This window comes from Enterococcus sp. GPZ-007 (assembly GCF_059374735.1).
Genome location: NZ_JCAFYN010000003.1, coordinates 78,897 through 94,166, shown reverse-complemented (window position 1 = coordinate 94,166; position 15,270 = coordinate 78,897). Strand labels below are relative to the sequence as shown.

Annotated in this window: 19 protein-coding genes; all 19 read left to right on the top strand. The window is 40.5% G+C overall.

What is annotated here, in order from left to right:
* The first annotated feature begins 76 nt into the window (after positions 1–76).
* The 19 genes from ftsE to AC4J95_RS03135 all read left to right on the top strand — a co-directional run bounded on the left by ftsE (position 77) and on the right by AC4J95_RS03135 (position 15,167).
* On the top strand, positions 77–766 hold the full coding sequence (gene ftsE / locus AC4J95_RS03225; protein ID WP_016181267.1) for a cell division ATP-binding protein FtsE: 690 nt from the start codon (positions 77–79) through the stop codon (positions 764–766).
* Complete coding sequence (ftsX, locus tag AC4J95_RS03220; protein WP_494548638.1) at positions 759–1,643, top strand: permease-like cell division protein FtsX; 885 nt, start codon at positions 759–761, stop codon at positions 1,641–1,643. Before ftsE ends, ftsX begins: the two co-directional genes overlap by 8 nt.
* A gap of 358 nt (positions 1,644–2,001) precedes the next feature.
* Positions 2,002–2,322 (top strand): DMT family transporter, encoded by a 321-nt coding sequence (locus tag AC4J95_RS03215; RefSeq protein ID WP_316404381.1) that lies wholly within the window; start codon positions 2,002–2,004, stop codon positions 2,320–2,322.
* Positions 2,323–2,371: 49 nt separating this feature from the next.
* Positions 2,372–2,809 carry a GNAT family N-acetyltransferase gene (locus tag AC4J95_RS03210; protein ID WP_316404219.1) on the top strand — a complete coding sequence of 146 codons (438 nt, stop codon included), beginning with the start codon at positions 2,372–2,374 and terminating at the stop codon, positions 2,807–2,809.
* Positions 2,810–2,869: 60 nt separating this feature from the next.
* Positions 2,870–4,318 carry a cardiolipin synthase gene (gene cls / locus AC4J95_RS03205; RefSeq protein WP_494548581.1) on the top strand — a complete coding sequence of 483 codons (1,449 nt, stop codon included), beginning with the start codon at positions 2,870–2,872 and terminating at the stop codon, positions 4,316–4,318.
* A gap of 213 nt (positions 4,319–4,531) precedes the next feature.
* Positions 4,532–5,380 carry a phosphate ABC transporter substrate-binding protein PstS gene (locus AC4J95_RS03200; protein ID WP_494548580.1) on the top strand — a complete coding sequence of 283 codons (849 nt, stop codon included), beginning with the start codon at positions 4,532–4,534 and terminating at the stop codon, positions 5,378–5,380.
* A 76-nt stretch (positions 5,381–5,456) separates the two neighbouring features.
* The gene (locus AC4J95_RS03195) at positions 5,457–6,233 is read left to right on the top strand and encodes a helix-turn-helix domain-containing protein (RefSeq protein ID WP_494548579.1); all 777 of its coding nucleotides are present in this window, start codon (positions 5,457–5,459) and stop codon (positions 6,231–6,233) included.
* Between the two features lie 69 nt (positions 6,234–6,302).
* Entirely contained in the window at positions 6,303–6,695 is a 393-nt protein-coding gene (locus AC4J95_RS03190; protein WP_494548578.1) for a VOC family protein, read from the top strand.
* Positions 6,696–6,701: 6 nt separating this feature from the next.
* Positions 6,702–6,956 carry a helix-hairpin-helix domain-containing protein gene (locus tag AC4J95_RS03185; protein ID WP_494548577.1) on the top strand — a complete coding sequence of 85 codons (255 nt, stop codon included), beginning with the start codon at positions 6,702–6,704 and terminating at the stop codon, positions 6,954–6,956.
* Positions 6,957–7,189: 233 nt separating this feature from the next.
* Complete coding sequence (gene pstC / locus AC4J95_RS03180) at positions 7,190–8,122, top strand: phosphate ABC transporter permease subunit PstC (protein ID WP_494548576.1); 933 nt, start codon at positions 7,190–7,192, stop codon at positions 8,120–8,122.
* The gene (gene pstA, locus AC4J95_RS03175) at positions 8,115–9,002 is read left to right on the top strand and encodes a phosphate ABC transporter permease PstA (RefSeq protein WP_494548575.1); all 888 of its coding nucleotides are present in this window, start codon (positions 8,115–8,117) and stop codon (positions 9,000–9,002) included. Before pstC ends, pstA begins: the two co-directional genes overlap by 8 nt.
* A 50-nt stretch (positions 9,003–9,052) precedes the next feature.
* Positions 9,053–9,853 carry a phosphate ABC transporter ATP-binding protein PstB gene (gene pstB, locus AC4J95_RS03170; protein WP_494548574.1) on the top strand — a complete coding sequence of 267 codons (801 nt, stop codon included), beginning with the start codon at positions 9,053–9,055 and terminating at the stop codon, positions 9,851–9,853.
* Positions 9,854–9,870: 17 nt separating this feature from the next.
* Positions 9,871–10,626 (top strand): phosphate ABC transporter ATP-binding protein PstB, encoded by a 756-nt coding sequence (gene pstB / locus AC4J95_RS03165; protein WP_494548573.1) that lies wholly within the window; start codon positions 9,871–9,873, stop codon positions 10,624–10,626.
* A 27-nt stretch (positions 10,627–10,653) separates the two neighbouring features.
* The gene (gene phoU / locus AC4J95_RS03160) at positions 10,654–11,331 is read left to right on the top strand and encodes a phosphate signaling complex protein PhoU (protein WP_316404232.1); all 678 of its coding nucleotides are present in this window, start codon (positions 10,654–10,656) and stop codon (positions 11,329–11,331) included.
* Positions 11,332–11,454: 123 nt separating this feature from the next.
* Positions 11,455–11,871 (top strand): MarR family winged helix-turn-helix transcriptional regulator, encoded by a 417-nt coding sequence (locus AC4J95_RS03155; protein ID WP_494548572.1) that lies wholly within the window; start codon positions 11,455–11,457, stop codon positions 11,869–11,871.
* 4 nt (positions 11,872–11,875) lie between these two features.
* Positions 11,876–12,760, top strand: coding sequence for an SDR family oxidoreductase (locus tag AC4J95_RS03150; RefSeq protein WP_494548571.1), 885 nt, complete (start codon positions 11,876–11,878; stop codon positions 12,758–12,760).
* A 133-nt stretch (positions 12,761–12,893) separates the two neighbouring features.
* Entirely contained in the window at positions 12,894–14,444 is a 1,551-nt protein-coding gene (gene liaX, locus AC4J95_RS03145; protein ID WP_494548570.1) for a daptomycin-sensing surface protein LiaX, read from the top strand.
* Positions 14,445–14,469: 25 nt separating this feature from the next.
* Entirely contained in the window at positions 14,470–14,805 is a 336-nt protein-coding gene (locus tag AC4J95_RS03140; RefSeq protein WP_316404239.1) for a PspC domain-containing protein, read from the top strand.
* The gene (locus AC4J95_RS03135) at positions 14,805–15,167 is read left to right on the top strand and encodes a phage holin family protein (RefSeq protein ID WP_316404241.1); all 363 of its coding nucleotides are present in this window, start codon (positions 14,805–14,807) and stop codon (positions 15,165–15,167) included. Before AC4J95_RS03140 ends, AC4J95_RS03135 begins: the two co-directional genes overlap by 1 nt.
* Positions 15,168–15,270 lie beyond the last annotated feature (103 nt).

The window sequence follows — 15,270 nt, the reverse complement described above, 5'->3', positions numbered from 1 at the left end:
TAAAGTAATGAAAGCCAGTTGCAATGTTGGCATGCTATAATAACAAAGAATTTAAGAGGATTTGGAGAGATAAAGCATGATTGAAATGCAGGATGTAACAAAAAAATATCCTAACAAGACAACTGCTGTACGTGGGATTTCGGTCCGTATCGATCAAGGTGAGTTCGTCTATGTCGTTGGCCCCTCTGGTAGTGGAAAGTCTACCTTTATCAAGTTGATGTATCGTGAAGAAAAAGCAACCTCTGGAAAAGTATTAGATGTTGCCCGTCACGATTTATTAAAAATCAAAAATAAAGAAGTTCCTTATTTACGTCGTGATGTCGGCGTCGTTTTCCAGGACTTCAAACTACTGCCCCGCAAGACCGTTTATGAAAATGTTGCGTATGCAATGCAGGTTATTGGACGTAAACCGCGGGACATCAAAAAACGTGTTATGGAAGTGCTAGACCTTGTTGGGTTGAAGCATAAAGTCCGCGTGTTCCCAAGTGAACTATCTGGTGGGGAGCAACAACGGGTTTCAATCGCTCGCGCGATCGTGAATACCCCGAAAGTGTTGATCGCCGATGAACCGACAGGAAATTTGGACCCGGATACTTCTTGGGAAATCATGCATCTATTAGAACGAATCAATAATCAAGGAACAACGATCGTCATGGCGACTCATAACAAAACGATCGTAGATACAATGCGTCATCGCTTGATCGCGATTGAAAATGGCTTGATCGTTCGGGATGAAGCGGAAGGAGAATACGAGTTTGATGATTAGAAATTTCTTCCGGCACTTGTTGGAAAGTATCAAGAGTGTCAAACGTAACGGCTGGATGACCTTAGCTTCAGTCAGTGCGGTAACGATCACCTTGACGATGGCAGGAATCTTCATGGCAGTGATCATGAATGCGACGAAATTAGCTCAGGATGTTGAAGGCAATGTCGAAGTAACCGTCTTTGTTGATATCGGTACGAAGGAAAAGGATTTAAAAGAGTTGAAGACAGATCTGGAAGATATCAGCCATGTAGATAAGGTGACCTTTTCTAGTAAAGAAGAGCAGTTGAAAAAATTACAAAAACAAATGGGAGATGCCTGGGACCTATTTGAAGGCGACAGCAACCCGCTTTATGATGTATATGTTGTAAAAGCAACAGACGCACAATATATTCGTCCGGTAACCCGAGAAGCAAGTCAATTACCAAATGTTTTCCGTGCCAATTATGGCGGAAATTCTGCTGACCGAATCATTCAAATGTCGAAGGTCGTACGGACTTGGGGCTTAGCAGCAGCTGCTCTATTAGTCTTCGTGGCAATCTTCTTGATTTCGAATACCATTCGGATCACGATCATTTCACGGAAAACCGAGATTCAAATCATGCGCTTGGTTGGTGCTAAAAATGGGTATATCCGTTGGCCATTCTTCCTTGAGGGTGGTTGGATCGGTTTGATTGGTTCAATCGTGCCGATTTTAGTCTTAACCTACGGATACTCACAAGTATACGGATTAGCTGCACCGTATCTCTTACAGTCCAATCTAGAACTGCTGCGTCCGAACCAAATCGTTTGGATTTTGGATATCACGATGGCAGTCGGAGGTTACTTGATTGGTTCATTAGGGTCAGTCATTTCAATGCGTCGCTTCTTAAAAATTTAATAAACAAAACTTCTTCGAAACAAATTCGGAGAAGTTTTTTTGTTCCTTAATAAAATCAGAAAAGCTATTCCTTGATTTTTTTTATGAAAGGTTCTAAGATAGAAATCAATTATATAACGCTACCGAGCAAGGGAGCCAATTTCGTTAGGTCATTGAAGAAATTGGACTCCCTTATTTTGTCAGTTATGCTTTTTGCAGTCTATTTGGTTTGTGTCGAAGGGATCAATTTTTAACCAGTTAATAGGCAGGCGATTTAGCATAATGATATGCGTAATGAAAATCGAACTCATTTTTCGTGTTTTTGGAAAAATGAATACCTTGAAATGAATTAGCGGTGTGTTTAGGAGGAATTTTTATGATGGCATGGGTATCTTTAGTCGTAGCAGGAGTGTTTGAAATGTTTTGGGCGACGATGATGAAGCTGAGTGAAGGCTTCAGTAAAATCAATTATTCACTATTAACGGTGATTGGAATGATCGCAAGTTTCTATTTTTTGGCAAAATCACTTCATTCGTTACCAATGAGTTTGGCGTATCCGATTTGGACAGGAATCGGAGCGGTAGGCTCAATTTTGATCGGAGTCATTTTCTTTAAAGATCATCTATCGTTATTGACCAGTTTTTTTGTCATACTTTTGGTCGCAGGAATTATCGGAATCAAGGTTACTAGCGGACATTAAGCAGAAAGTAAGTTAAACTATTTTTAATATAAAATCCTGGAGGAAATCTATGATCAAATCAACGGATGAATTAACACCACAAGAATTAGTAACTATTTTACAGGCTCGTACAGCAGTCTTTGTTGTGGAGCAAAAATGTCCTTATCAAGAAGTCGATGAGGCAGATCGTCAGGCGGTTCACGTTTGCATAGCGGAAAATGGAACGTTGCAAGCTTATGCGCGTATTTTGGATGAAGAGGACGGGGTTCATTTTGGTCGAGTTTTAGTGGTGAAAGAGTACCGAGGACAGCAGTTAGGTCGAGAGATTGTAAGGAAGACATTAGGCGAGATTGAAGTCCGCTATCCCAATCGTCCAGTTATTATTTCAGCGCAAGCGCACCTAGCTGATTTCTACGGTTCATTTGGCTTTGAAAAAACTTCCGATGTTTATTTAGAGGATGAAATCCCTCACATTGACATGTTGTTGCAAAATGAAAAAAAACGCTAAAGCACGTGGTTTACAATCAGCTTCTTCTCGGCTATTCTTTAGTAGAAGGAGTGTGGAAACATGTCTTTTGTGACAGAGCACTTGGGATTAGTGTTCCTGATTATTAATACGATTTTATCATTTATTATTGTTTTTCGAGAACGGAAGGACACGGTCAATACATGGGCTTGGTTGTTAGTCCTGACCTTCATTCCAGTTCTCGGCTTTATTTTATATGTCTTTTTTGGAAAGGGAATTTCGAAGGAACGGATCTTTGATTTGAAGATGCAGACCAAAATCGGGATGAACGTGGAGGTCCAGCAGCAGCAGCGAGCATTGGCACGAGGCCTTTTTCCAAAGCCAACAACGAATCAAGTTGATCCGAAGCAGCTGATCTATATGCTGACGATGTTTGAGAGTTCTTTATATACGACCAATAATGAGGTTATTCTATACACTGATGGACGCGAAAAGTTCGACGCGCTGCTTGAGGATATCAAACAGGCAAAATACCACATCCATATGGAGTACTATATTTATCGTGCAGATGATCTGGGGCTTGAAGTAAGGGAAGCATTAGTAGCCGCAGCCTCTCGTGGAGTAAAAGTTCGACTGCTTTTAGATGCGTGGGGTTCTACCCAGGTCAATCGCCGTTTTCTTGCCCCACTGATCGAAGCAGGGGGAGAAGTGGATTTTTTCTTCCCACTATTTTTACCGTATTTGAATCCGCGTATGAATTATCGCAATCATCGGAAAATCGTGGTGATCGATGGGGAGATCGGCTATACTGGCGGCTTCAATGTTGGGGATGAATACCTAGGATTAGTCGAAAAGTTCGGCTATTGGCGAGATAATCATTTGCGCATTCACGGTCATGCTGTTTACACGTTGCAGAACCGTTTTTTGATGGATTGGAATTCCCAGCAAAAACATGAACTGGTTTATCAACCGGATTATTTCCCTGAGATCGAATCAGAAGGGAAGCTGGCCTTGCAAATGGTCAGCAGCGGACCTGATAGTGAGCACGAGCAAATTAAATTGACCTACCTGAAAATGATCAATTTAGCCAAGAAAGAAATTCTGATTCAAACGCCTTACTACATCCCAGATGCACCGATTCATGAGGCATTGAAGCTGGCATTATTATCAGGGGTCAAGGTTCGTATTCAAATTCCGAATAAACCCGATCATATGCTGGTTTATTGGGCGACCTATTCTTTTTCAGCTGAGCTGCTGGAATATGGAGCAATCATCGAGACCTACGAGAATGGTTTTATTCACGCAAAAACGATGGTGATTGACGCTGGAATCGCTTCAGTGGGATCAGCCAATATCGATGTTCGTTCCTTCAAATTGGACTTTGAAGTGAATACGATCGTTTACGACGCGGCGTTTGCCGAGGAGTTGCGTGAAGAATTTTATAAAGACTCTATGAAATCAGAACTTTTGACTCAAGAAAAATACGATCAGCGCGGGATTGTTATTAAGTTCAAAGAAGGAATTGCACGTTTGATTTCTCCTCTCCTGTAAAAATCATTTGCGCTTTCATGGTTTGATAGTATAAAATGAACTAGCTTGTTTAGTAAGTCAAACATTTAGGAAATGAATAAGATGTCAGTTGCGAGTCCCAATTTCATTTTTAAGACGTTAGTGGGATCATATGCCAACGCTAGTCAGAAAATTTGACACAATTTTTTCATTTTACTAGAGTTGGCTCAATTAATTGAAATAAGGAGCTTTTTCATGAAGAAATGGTTAATTCCTCTATTAGGTACGCTTTTACTTTTGTCCGGTTGTTCAAAATGGATCGACCGCGGCGAGTCAATTACTGCAGTCGGATCGTCTGCTCTGCAGCCGCTTGTTGAAACTGTTGCAGAAGAATATCAAAGTAAGAATCCTGGCAGATTTATCAATGTCCAGGGTGGCGGAAGCGGGACTGGCTTGAGTCAGGTACAATCGGGAGCAGTTGAGATCGGTAATTCAGATTTGTTTGCAGAAGAAAAAAATGGGATCGACGCGAAGAAGTTAGTCGATCACAAGGTCGCAGTTGTCGGCATCACTCCGATCGTTAATAAGGGCGTTGGGGTAACGAATATTTCATTGGAGAATCTGCGGAAGATTTTTCTTGGTGAGATCAAAAATTGGAAAGAGCTTGGCGGAAAAGATCAAGATATCGTCATTTTGAACCGAGCCAGCGGTAGCGGCACACGCTCGACCTTTGAGCAGTGGGTCTTGGATGGTAAGACAGCGGTTCGCGCGCAAGAGCAGGATTCAAGTGGAATGGTGCGTCAGATCGTCGCCGATACACCCGGAGCAATTAGTTATACGGCCTTCTCTTATGTAACGAAAGAAGTGCAAACACTAAATATCGATAATATTGAGCCAACAGATGAGAATGTGACTACCAATCGCTGGAAAATTTGGGCCTATGAGCATATGTATACGAAGGGGCAGCCAACTGAATTGGTGAAGGATTTTCTCGATTATATGCTTTCAAAAGAAGTTCAAGGAAAAGTTGTTCCTCAACTTGGGTATATTCCTATTTCTGATATGAAGGTCGAGCGTGATTGGCAGGGAAATGTAATACAATAATTTTGTGAGGACATGGATGAATTTCCATGTCCCTTTTTATATAATTAGCTAATATAGCAATAGGAGGATTAATTCGATGTACTATCCGATTCAATTGCCATTTCTTTTGAGTGATGATTTTACGCGAGTGATGAGCTATCGCGAAAAAATAATTTGTGGATGCAGTGATTTCGTCTTGTGTTTTTGGTCGATACAGTCGAAAACGCAAGAACAGGCTTGTGTTAAGAATGTGATCATTGCGGATGGCTGCATTGATCTGATTGTGGATTTCGATCAAAGAATGATCTTTTTTACCGGAAACCAGCAGACTGATTTTGATTATGAAATCCAAACACCGGCACATTTTTTCGGTGCGCGCATGATGCCGGGGGCTTTCCATCAATTGACAGGTTTGCCGGCAGGAGCAGCCATGGATCAGTTCATCTTACTTTCAGAAGTTTTTGATGACTTAGATCAAAAAGAATTATTTACTGAGACATTTGAAAAAGCACAAGAGATCTTTCAAAATTATTTAGTCGCAAAATTTGAAGAGAAGCAGCCCAATGATTTCACTCAACTCTTTCCGAAATTATCTGAGAAAATTCCGCAAACAACGAAGGATTTATATGAGCTGCTTTATTTCAGCCCGAGGCAATGTCAGCGAATCTTTGCGAAAAATTTTGGTTTGACGCCTAAAATGGTACTGAGTATTCTACGCTTTCAAAAATGCTTGCAGATCTTAACTTCAGAACAAGCGCGACCAGCTGATATTTTGGCAGTCACAAATTATTACGATCAACCACATTTCAATAAAGACTTTAAACATCATTTAGGAATCACGCCGCTGGAATTGCTGGCTCGCTATAAAAATTGACGCATTTTTACAATAACTAGCTGTCAGGTCTTGCTAGAATAAGACTATAAATTAAAGGAGCTGGTTAAAATGTATAAAAATATAACGACGAATTTGATGGTAACAAGTGTGGATGCATCAGTGAAGTTTTATCAAGAAGTGCTTGGTTTAGAAGTGGTGGCGTCAGTACCGGCTAAAGACCAAACGTTGCAATTTGCGATTTTAGCAAAAGAGGCTATGACATTGATGCTGCAGGAAAAAAGCAATTTAAGTGAAGAGTATCCGATCTTGGCTGCCGAAAAGATTCAGCCGTCAATTACGTTGTATATTACGGTGGAGAATTTTGAAAAATTTTATGCAGATGTTAAAAGTAGTTATCCGATTTATACTGAACCACATACCACATTTTATGGTGCACAAGAATTCGCAATTACCGATCCTGACAATTATGTATTAACCTTTACCGAATACAAAGAAGGGTGATCAGAGATGAAAAATGATTTGCAGGCGATTCCGGGTATCGGAAAAAATATGGCGCAGCATTTGATTAATGCGGGCTATCCTGATATAGATTCTTTGAAGAAGCAGGATCCTGAAGCAATTTATTTGAAGGATTGTGTAACGCAAGGGCAAAAAGTTGATCGCTGTGCGTTGTATGTCTATCGGTTGGCTGTGCATTATGCGGATCATGATGGCGAACTTCCGCCAGATAAACAAAATTGGTGGGAATGGCAAGATAAATAGTTTAAGTCCTCGTTCGACCTTGGTCACTAGTTGACACAGGATTGAAGGGGGACTTTTGTATTTCCAAGCAGTTCAGTTGCAGTGGGTCTCCAATCTGGTTTACACTTTCTTTACAAATGTCATGGAAGCGTTACAGGAGGTTAAAAGGAAATTGATTTTCAACAGGTAAAATGGCTTTGTTGGTTTGTAAAAAACCAAGTGGATTAGTTTGTAGGAATCAGGAGGAGTAGGCCTTGGATAATGAAGATGTAAAAAAAGCGCTCACGACGAAATCAAAGCGTGCGAGGATCGAACAGCGAGGACGGTTTGTAAGTTTTGTATGTATCGCGTTGATCGTATTTGTTGTTGGAGCGATTTTCTATTTTGTGGCAAGCAAAGGGTTGTCGACCTTTTTTGTAGATAAGATTAATGTGTTTGATTTTTTATTTGGAACAGTCTGGAATCCTAGTGCGACTGGACCGGATGGCAAGCCGTTAGTTGGTGCGCTGCCAATGATTTTAGGTTCATTTATGGTGACATTTTTGTCTGCGATTGTAGCGACACCATTTGCGATTGGGGCGGCGGTCTTCATGACGGAAATTTCTCCAACCAAAGGACAGAAATTTTTACAACCGGTCATTGAGTTACTGGTTGGGATTCCTTCGGTTGTTTATGGGTTTATCGGTTTGACGGTAATCGTTCCCTTTATTCGTTCGATCTTCGGCGGAACAGGGTTCGGAATCTTGTCAGGAACCTTCGTTTTGTTCGTTATGATCTTACCAACAGTTACAACGATGACGGTAGATACCTTAAAATCAGTACCGCGGCATTACCGCGAAGCATCATTAGCTTTGGGTGGAACCCGCTGGCAAACCATTTACAAAGTCGTTTTACGTGCGGCAGTTCCGGGAATTTTAACGGCAGTTGTTTTCGGTATGGCTCGTGCCTTTGGTGAAGCCTTGGCGATCCAGATGGTAATCGGGAATGCGGCATTAATGCCGACAAGCCTGACCACACCTGCGTCAACGTTGACTTCAATCTTGACGATGGGAATTGGAAATACCATCATGGGTACAGTTGAAAATAACGTTTTGTGGTCATTAGCATTGATCCTGTTGTTCATGTCTTTAGTATTCAATATTTTGATTCGTTACATCGGAAAGAAAGGGGAAATAAGCAATGGATAAAGCAAAACGCGCGGATAAAATCGCGACCGGTGTTTTATACACGGTCTCTGGCTTGATCGTTGCGATCCTTGCCTTTCTATTATTATATATTTTGATTCGCGGCTTGCCCCACGTATCATGGGAATTCTTGACTTCGCCTTCAAAAGCCTACCAAAAAGGTGGCGGGATCGGAATTCAATTGTTCAACTCTGTTTACTTGCTGTTGATCACGATGATCATCAGTTTGCCTATTTCATTAGGTGCTGGAATTTACTTATCTGAATATGCAAAGAAAAATTGGGTGACGAATGTCATTCGTACATCGATTGAAATCTTGAGTTCTTTACCTTCAGTGGTTGTCGGTTTGTTTGGCTTCTTGATCTTTGTTATTCAGTTTGGTTACGGCTTCTCGATTCTTTCAGGGGCTTTAGCACTGACTTTGTTCAACTTACCGTTACTAACAAGAAATATTGAGGAATCGTTAAGAGCGATTCATTATACTCAGCGCGAAGCTGGGTTAGCTTTAGGCTTATCACGGTGGGAGACGGTCACAAAAATTGTCGTACCAGATGCATTGCCGGGAATTTTGACTGGGGTCATCTTGAGCTCTGGCCGGATTTTTGGTGAGGCGGCAGCGTTGATCTATACTGCAGGGCAAAGTGCTCCAGCTTTGGATTTTACCAATTTAAATCCACTAAGTGTTTCAAGTCCATTGAGTATTTTCCGCCAAGCTGAAACATTGGCTGTGCATATTTGGAAAATCAACACAGAAGGCACGATGCCGGATGGAACTTCTGTCTCAGCAGGTGCTTCAGCAGTTTTGATTTTAGCGGTTCTGTTGTTTAACTTCGGAGCTCGGGCAATCGGTAAACGACTGCATAAAAGAATGACTTCAACGTAACCCGTTGATGTTAAGACATTGAAACTGAGAACGAATATAGGAGAACTTTAATGAAAGAATACAATTGGGATGAACGAAACCTGATAAAAATGCCAGGCGAAATTGCGTTGCATACGGAAGATCTGCACGTATATTATGGTGACAACGAAGCGATCAAAGGTGTTGACCTGGAATTTGAAAAAAATAAAATCACTGCTTTAATCGGGCCTTCAGGCTGCGGCAAATCGACGTATCTGCGTTCGTTGAATCGGATGAATGACGGTATCGCCAGTGCTCGTGTGACAGGAAAGATCGTGTATAAAGAGGTAGATGTTAACGCAGCAAACATCGATGTTTATGAAATGCGCAAACGAATCGGGATGGTCTTTCAACGGCCAAATCCCTTCAGTAAATCGATTCGCGATAATATTACCTTTGCACTGAAGCAGCACGGAATGCGTGATAAGCATCAACTAGAGGAAACTGTTGAAACCAGCTTGAAGCAAGCGGCTTTATGGGATCAAGTCAAGGATAATCTGGATAAAAGTGCCTTGGCTCTTTCTGGCGGACAGCAACAACGCCTTTGCATCGCGCGAGCAATCGCTATGAAACCGGATATTTTATTATTGGATGAACCTGCCAGTGCGCTGGACCCAATCTCCACCGGTAAAGTGGAGGAGACGTTGGTTCAATTAAAGGAAAACTACACGATCATCATCGTGACTCATAACATGCAGCAAGCTGCGCGGATCAGTGATTACACGGCCTTCTTCTACTTAGGCCATGTCATTGAGTATGATGAAACAGCTAAAATCTTCACACGGCCGAAAATCCAGGCGACCGAAGATTATGTGTCTGGACATTTTGGTTAAGAGACGGGGGAAATTGAATGTCGAAGATTATTACTTCCAAAGACCTTCATTTGTATTATGGTAAAAAAGAAGCCTTAAAAGGCATTGATATGGAAATTGAAAAAGGTGAAATCACCGCGATGATCGGACCTTCTGGTTGTGGAAAATCGACTTATTTACGTTCCTTGAATCGGATGAATGATTTGATCCCCGGTGTAACAATCACTGGCAGCGTCATGTATAAGGACAAAGATATCTATAGCCCTAAGACGGATACAGTTAAGCTGCGCAAAGAAATCGGGATGGTCTTTCAACAGCCGAATCCTTTTCCATTTTCGATTTACGAGAATGTCATCTATGGGTTAAAATTAAAGGGTGAGAAGGATAAAAATAAACTGGATCAAGTGGTCGAAGAAAGTTTGAAAGCCGCTTCGGTTTGGAACGATGTCAAAGACAAGCTGCATGAGAGTGCGTTGTCTTTATCTGGTGGGCAGCAACAACGGGTATGTATCGCACGTGTTTTAGCCGTGAATCCTGAAGTTATCCTAATGGATGAACCGACTAGTGCCCTAGATCCTGTATCAACAGGGAAGATCGAAAACATGCTGTTGGAGCTAAAAGAAAATTATACGATTATTATCGTGACGCATAATATGTCGCAGGCTTCTCGAATATCAGATCGTACGGCTTTCTTTTTACAAGGCGAGCTGATTGAGTTCGACAAGACGAAGAAGATATTCTTAGATCCAGCGAAACAAGAAACTGAAGATTATATCTCAGGAAAATTTGGATAGAAATCAATTCATTTAAGGAGGGCAACGATGTTACGTACACAATTTGAAGAAGATTTGCTGAATCTTCACAATCAGTTTTATGAAATGGGTATGATGGTTTCCAGCGCTGTGCATAAATCGGTCCGTTCATATATTGACCATGATAAAAAACTAGCACAAGAGGTGATTGATCACGACATCGAGATCAATGACATGGAAGTCCGTTTAGAGAAAAAAAGCTTTGAAATGATTGCTTTACAGCAGCCAGTCACAACGGATTTGCGGACGATCATTACGATCATGAAGGCTAGCTCTGACTTGGAGCGCATGGGCGACCACGCTGTTTCAGTCGCAAAATCAACGATTCGCTTAAAAGGACTTCCTCGAATCTTAGAGGTCGAAAAAGAAATCAATGAAATGTCCAACTACGTGAAAAAGATGGTGGACAATGTCTTGATCGCTTACGTAAAGACCGATGAAAAAGATGCTCGAATGATCGCGAAGATGGATGAACGTGTGAATGATTATTTCCAAAAAATCTATGATATGACTACCAACACGATGGAAAAAGAATCCGATACAATCATTAGTGGAACCGATTATCTGCATGTTGCGGGTTATCTAGAACGTGTTGGGGACTATGTAACAAACATCTGTGAATGGATCGTTTACTTGGCGACTGGGAAAATCACGGAACTTAATAGCAATCGAAATGAAACATTTTAATAAGAGGTTAGATGAGCCAGATAGAAAATGATTCTATCTGGTTTTTTTGTCTGCTGGGATATTCCTTCTTTACTTTTAACAATATAGTTAGTAAACTAACTATATTGCATTGGAGGATTATTTATGGAAAATACAGGTTATCTAATCATGAACAGTTCCAAAAAACTAACCTATGAGTTAAATAAAGCCTTACGTGAAAAAAATTTAACTGCGCCTCAATGGGCGATTATTCAACAACTGAAACGATTCGAGGACACTAATCAGTCGATTACCGCCATTCAATTAACGAAACTGTTGGATATGGATAAGCCGACAATTTCGGCCATCATTAAACGATTGGAGCAAAAAAAACTTATTAATAGAAGAAAAAGTCATCATGACAATCGATCATACGATTTGTATTTAACAAAAACGGGAAAAGAAGCTTATGAATTCGCAAAGAACACAAGTGATAAGGTGCTTAAAAATTTTATACTGCCATTGTCGGCAGAGGAACAAGAATCGTTAAATACTTTGCTGCAAAAACTGAATCAGGAGTGAGGACATGGAAAAAATATTGGTTATTGGAGCTACAGGAAATATCGGTTGGCCATTGATAGAAAATTTAAGTATGAAAGAAGTAGAAATTATCGCTGGTGTACGAAATCCTAATAAAGTCCAAGAGAACTTCAGACCATTTTCAAATGTACAGGTCAAAGCTTTTGATTTTACGGATGCTTCGACATTCGCAACAGCACTTGCTGGTGTGGATCGGATTTTTTTCGTTCGTCCTCCGCAGTTAGCGAATCCCCAAGAGGACATGTATCCTTTTTTAGAGACAGCCAAAGCTGAAAAGGTAAAGCAAATCGTTTTTGTATCTTTGATTGGTGTGGAGAAGAATCCGATGACGCCTCATCATAAAATCGAGAAAAAAATTCTTGAACTAGGAATTCCCCATACCTTTATCCGACCAAGTTTTTTCATGCAGAATTTGAGTACGACTCATTTAGAGGATATCCAAAAAAATCATGATCTCTTTGTTCCTGCCGGAAATTCAAAAACTAGTTTTATTGATACGCGAGATATTGGTGCAGTGGGAGCGGAGTGTTTACTGAATAGGCAGTATTTAAATCAAGAATTAGAGATCACTGGTGCCCAAGCATTGACTTACGGTGAAGCAAGCCAAATTATGACTGAGGAATTACAGACACCGATAACTTACAGTAAACCTAGTCTGTTTAAATTTCGTAAAACGATGCTGCGACGGGGCATGAAAAAGGACTATGTGAATGTGATGGTCATGCTTTATCTGATTACTCAGTTAGGCAATGCGAAAAAAGTTACTCATACAGTCCAAGAGCTTCTTTCACGAGAACCAATTTCATTCGCAAAATTTGTGGAAGATCATAAAAAAGTTTTCCTGAATGAGCACAAAGATTCTACATTATAATAGGAAGAAACACGCTCTTCAAGAAGTCGGATAAAAAGATGGGTCTTTAGTCCTATGACAAACTCACAAAAACCATGCATAATATGAATGTAAACAAAAGTAATGTATTTGCTTTTTGAAGGAGGCAATTTCTATGAATGAAAGACAACGAATTTTGGAATTAGTTAAAAAAGGTATTTTATCAACTGAAGAAGGTTTAGATTTATTAGAAAGCATGGCCAAGGCGAAGGATGAAGCGCAGATCAAACAGGCTGCCGACAAAGTGGATTCTTATCACCGCGACCAAGCAACGAATTTAGTTGATGAATGGGAAACAGGAAAAGACACAGAAGATGCTAAAGGATCTGAAGAACAGGACTTGGAAGATCTTGAAGCATACTTTGATGACTTAGCAACAGAAGCCAACCAGATTTCTGCTCATATTGATGAAATCAATCAAAAGAAAAAGGAACTTAAAGCTGCACTTCATGAAAAACAAGAAGTTTTGATGGAGTTAGACACGAAGGAAGAATTGGATACATTATCAGATGAAGATGATGACATCCGTGAAGCAGTTGAAGAAGCAATCGATGAGTTGAAAGAACAAATCGCTGACTTAGATGAACAGGTCGAAGAGCAAGAAGATGAATTAAAGAACGTGCAGGACAACCAAGATGAGTCTCGTAAAGCACGTAAAGGCACACGCTTTGATATTCCTGATGATTTGAAGGACCAAGCGAGCGAAACTTTCTCGCAAGTTGGTGAAAAATTGGGAGAAGCCGGCGTTCAATTAGGGCGCTTGATGAAGAAAACTTGGAAAACTGTTTCTGACACAGTCGAAGAAAATGTTGATTGGAAAGACTTCAATGTCAAAGTTCCTGGTCTAGTAACTTCTAAGTTTGAACATCAATTCTTGTATACAGATGTTGAACCAACCTTGATTGATATCAAGCTGGCAAATGGTAAAGTTACATTAAAGGCTTGGGATGACGCAGCTATCAAAGTAGATGCGAAAATCAAACTTTATGGTAAAATGAATGAAGCAACACCACTACAATCATTGATGGAACGCAGCCAGATCGAAGTGAATGATGAACATATCTCATTCCAAATTCCGAATAAACGTGTTCAAGCAGAATTAATTTTCTACTTGCCAAAACGGACTTACGATCATGTAGCTGTTAAATTACTGAATGGTGATTTGACTGTTGAAGAGATGGATGCCAAGGATGTATATGCGAAATCAACCAACGGCAATATCAACTTCAAACATATCGATGCAACAATGCTTGAGATTCAAGGTGTTAATGGCAATATCACTATCAATGAAGGTGCGATCTTAGACTCAATCATCGAAACAGTTAATGGAAACATCACGACTAAAGCAGCTATTCAAAATTACGGCATCTCATTAGTTAATGGTGATGTGAAGTTAACGGCTGGACATGCCAGCTTACAAAAAATCAAAGCAAGCTCAGTTAACGGAAATGTCAAAGTTTCTGTAGGAAAAACGATTGGCTTGGAAGGATTGGCGAAAACCAGCTTGGGTAGTATCAATGATCGTCTATCAAATTATGAAGTGATCAGAGAGAAAAAAGAAAAAACGAACCGCTTATTGCAATTCCGTCGGGTAGCCGAGGATATGGCGAAAATTGAGGTCTCAACGACCACAGGTAGTATTTTCTTGAAAGATTTTGACAATTAGGAAATAATAAGGAAGGAAGATTCATATGCAAAAGAGATTACAGAAGTCACGAACAAATGTGGTGCTGACAGGTACCTTAGCCGGGATTGCCGAATACTTCGGGATCGATGCGACGATCGTACGTGTGATTTATGTTTTCTTGAGTTTCGTCTTGATCGGCTCACCGATTGTACTATATGTCTTGTTAGCATTAGTGATTCCAGCGGGCCCAAGAGGAGGCCGGGATTCTTATGGACACAACAATCCATATTACGGAAACAATGACTACGGTAGCAGCGACTATGACAACTATGAGAGAAAAACGTCCCCTAAACGCAAAAAAGCGGACAAAATCGACGAAGATGACTGGAGCGACTTTTAATGACTTACTTACAGCGCTTAATAGCTAATGCACTGATTTTTATTTCACTATCAGTGCTCTTTCCTAACCAGGTATATGTGGAAAGTCTGACGATGGCTATATTCGCAAGCTTTATCCTATCAATCTTGAATACCTTAGTGAAACCAATCTTAGTATTGCTTTCATTACCGTTGAATATTTTGACTTTAGGGTTATTCAGTTTTGTGATCAGCGCTGGTATGTTGCAATTGACTTCCAACCTAATAGGAAATTATCGTTTTGGCTTTTCAAGCTTTGCCATCTCAATCATGGTGGCAGTCGTCATGGCGATTGTCAATGCGATCGTTTCAGATCATAATATCGACAAGTACACGGATAGGTAAATTTACCTATCCGTTTTGCGTGTTTCATTAATTGCGATGAAAACAAAACATTTTTCACAGGTTTGGAAAAAATAAATACTTTACTCTCGACCTGGCCTTCAGT

Excerpts from the sequence above, each read along its gene's own strand:
- phoU (WP_316404232.1), top strand. The coding sequence starts at position 10,654 with ATGTTACGTACACAATTTGAAGAAGATTTGCTGAATCTTCACAATCAG.
- pstB (WP_494548574.1), top strand. The coding sequence starts at position 9,053 with ATGAAAGAATACAATTGGGATGAACGAAACCTGATAAAAATGCCAGGC.
- AC4J95_RS03150 (WP_494548571.1), top strand. The coding sequence starts at position 11,876 with ATGGAAAAAATATTGGTTATTGGAGCTACAGGAAATATCGGTTGGCCA.
- AC4J95_RS03140 (WP_316404239.1), top strand. The coding sequence starts at position 14,470 with ATGCAAAAGAGATTACAGAAGTCACGAACAAATGTGGTGCTGACAGGT.
- AC4J95_RS03190 (WP_494548578.1), top strand. The coding sequence starts at position 6,303 with ATGTATAAAAATATAACGACGAATTTGATGGTAACAAGTGTGGATGCA.
- pstA (WP_494548575.1), top strand. The coding sequence starts at position 8,115 with ATGGATAAAGCAAAACGCGCGGATAAAATCGCGACCGGTGTTTTATAC.
- AC4J95_RS03195 (WP_494548579.1), top strand. The coding sequence starts at position 5,457 with ATGTACTATCCGATTCAATTGCCATTTCTTTTGAGTGATGATTTTACG.
- AC4J95_RS03135 (WP_316404241.1), top strand. The coding sequence starts at position 14,805 with ATGACTTACTTACAGCGCTTAATAGCTAATGCACTGATTTTTATTTCA.
- AC4J95_RS03210 (WP_316404219.1), top strand. The coding sequence starts at position 2,372 with ATGATCAAATCAACGGATGAATTAACACCACAAGAATTAGTAACTATT.
- AC4J95_RS03200 (WP_494548580.1), top strand. The coding sequence starts at position 4,532 with ATGAAGAAATGGTTAATTCCTCTATTAGGTACGCTTTTACTTTTGTCC.
- AC4J95_RS03215 (WP_316404381.1), top strand. The coding sequence starts at position 2,002 with ATGGCATGGGTATCTTTAGTCGTAGCAGGAGTGTTTGAAATGTTTTGG.
- ftsX (WP_494548638.1), top strand. The coding sequence starts at position 759 with ATGATTAGAAATTTCTTCCGGCACTTGTTGGAAAGTATCAAGAGTGTC.
- cls (WP_494548581.1), top strand. The coding sequence starts at position 2,870 with ATGTCTTTTGTGACAGAGCACTTGGGATTAGTGTTCCTGATTATTAAT.
- liaX (WP_494548570.1), top strand. The coding sequence starts at position 12,894 with ATGAATGAAAGACAACGAATTTTGGAATTAGTTAAAAAAGGTATTTTA.
- ftsE (WP_016181267.1), top strand. The coding sequence starts at position 77 with ATGATTGAAATGCAGGATGTAACAAAAAAATATCCTAACAAGACAACT.
- AC4J95_RS03185 (WP_494548577.1), top strand. The coding sequence starts at position 6,702 with ATGAAAAATGATTTGCAGGCGATTCCGGGTATCGGAAAAAATATGGCG.
- pstB (WP_494548573.1), top strand. The coding sequence starts at position 9,871 with ATGTCGAAGATTATTACTTCCAAAGACCTTCATTTGTATTATGGTAAA.
- AC4J95_RS03155 (WP_494548572.1), top strand. The coding sequence starts at position 11,455 with ATGGAAAATACAGGTTATCTAATCATGAACAGTTCCAAAAAACTAACC.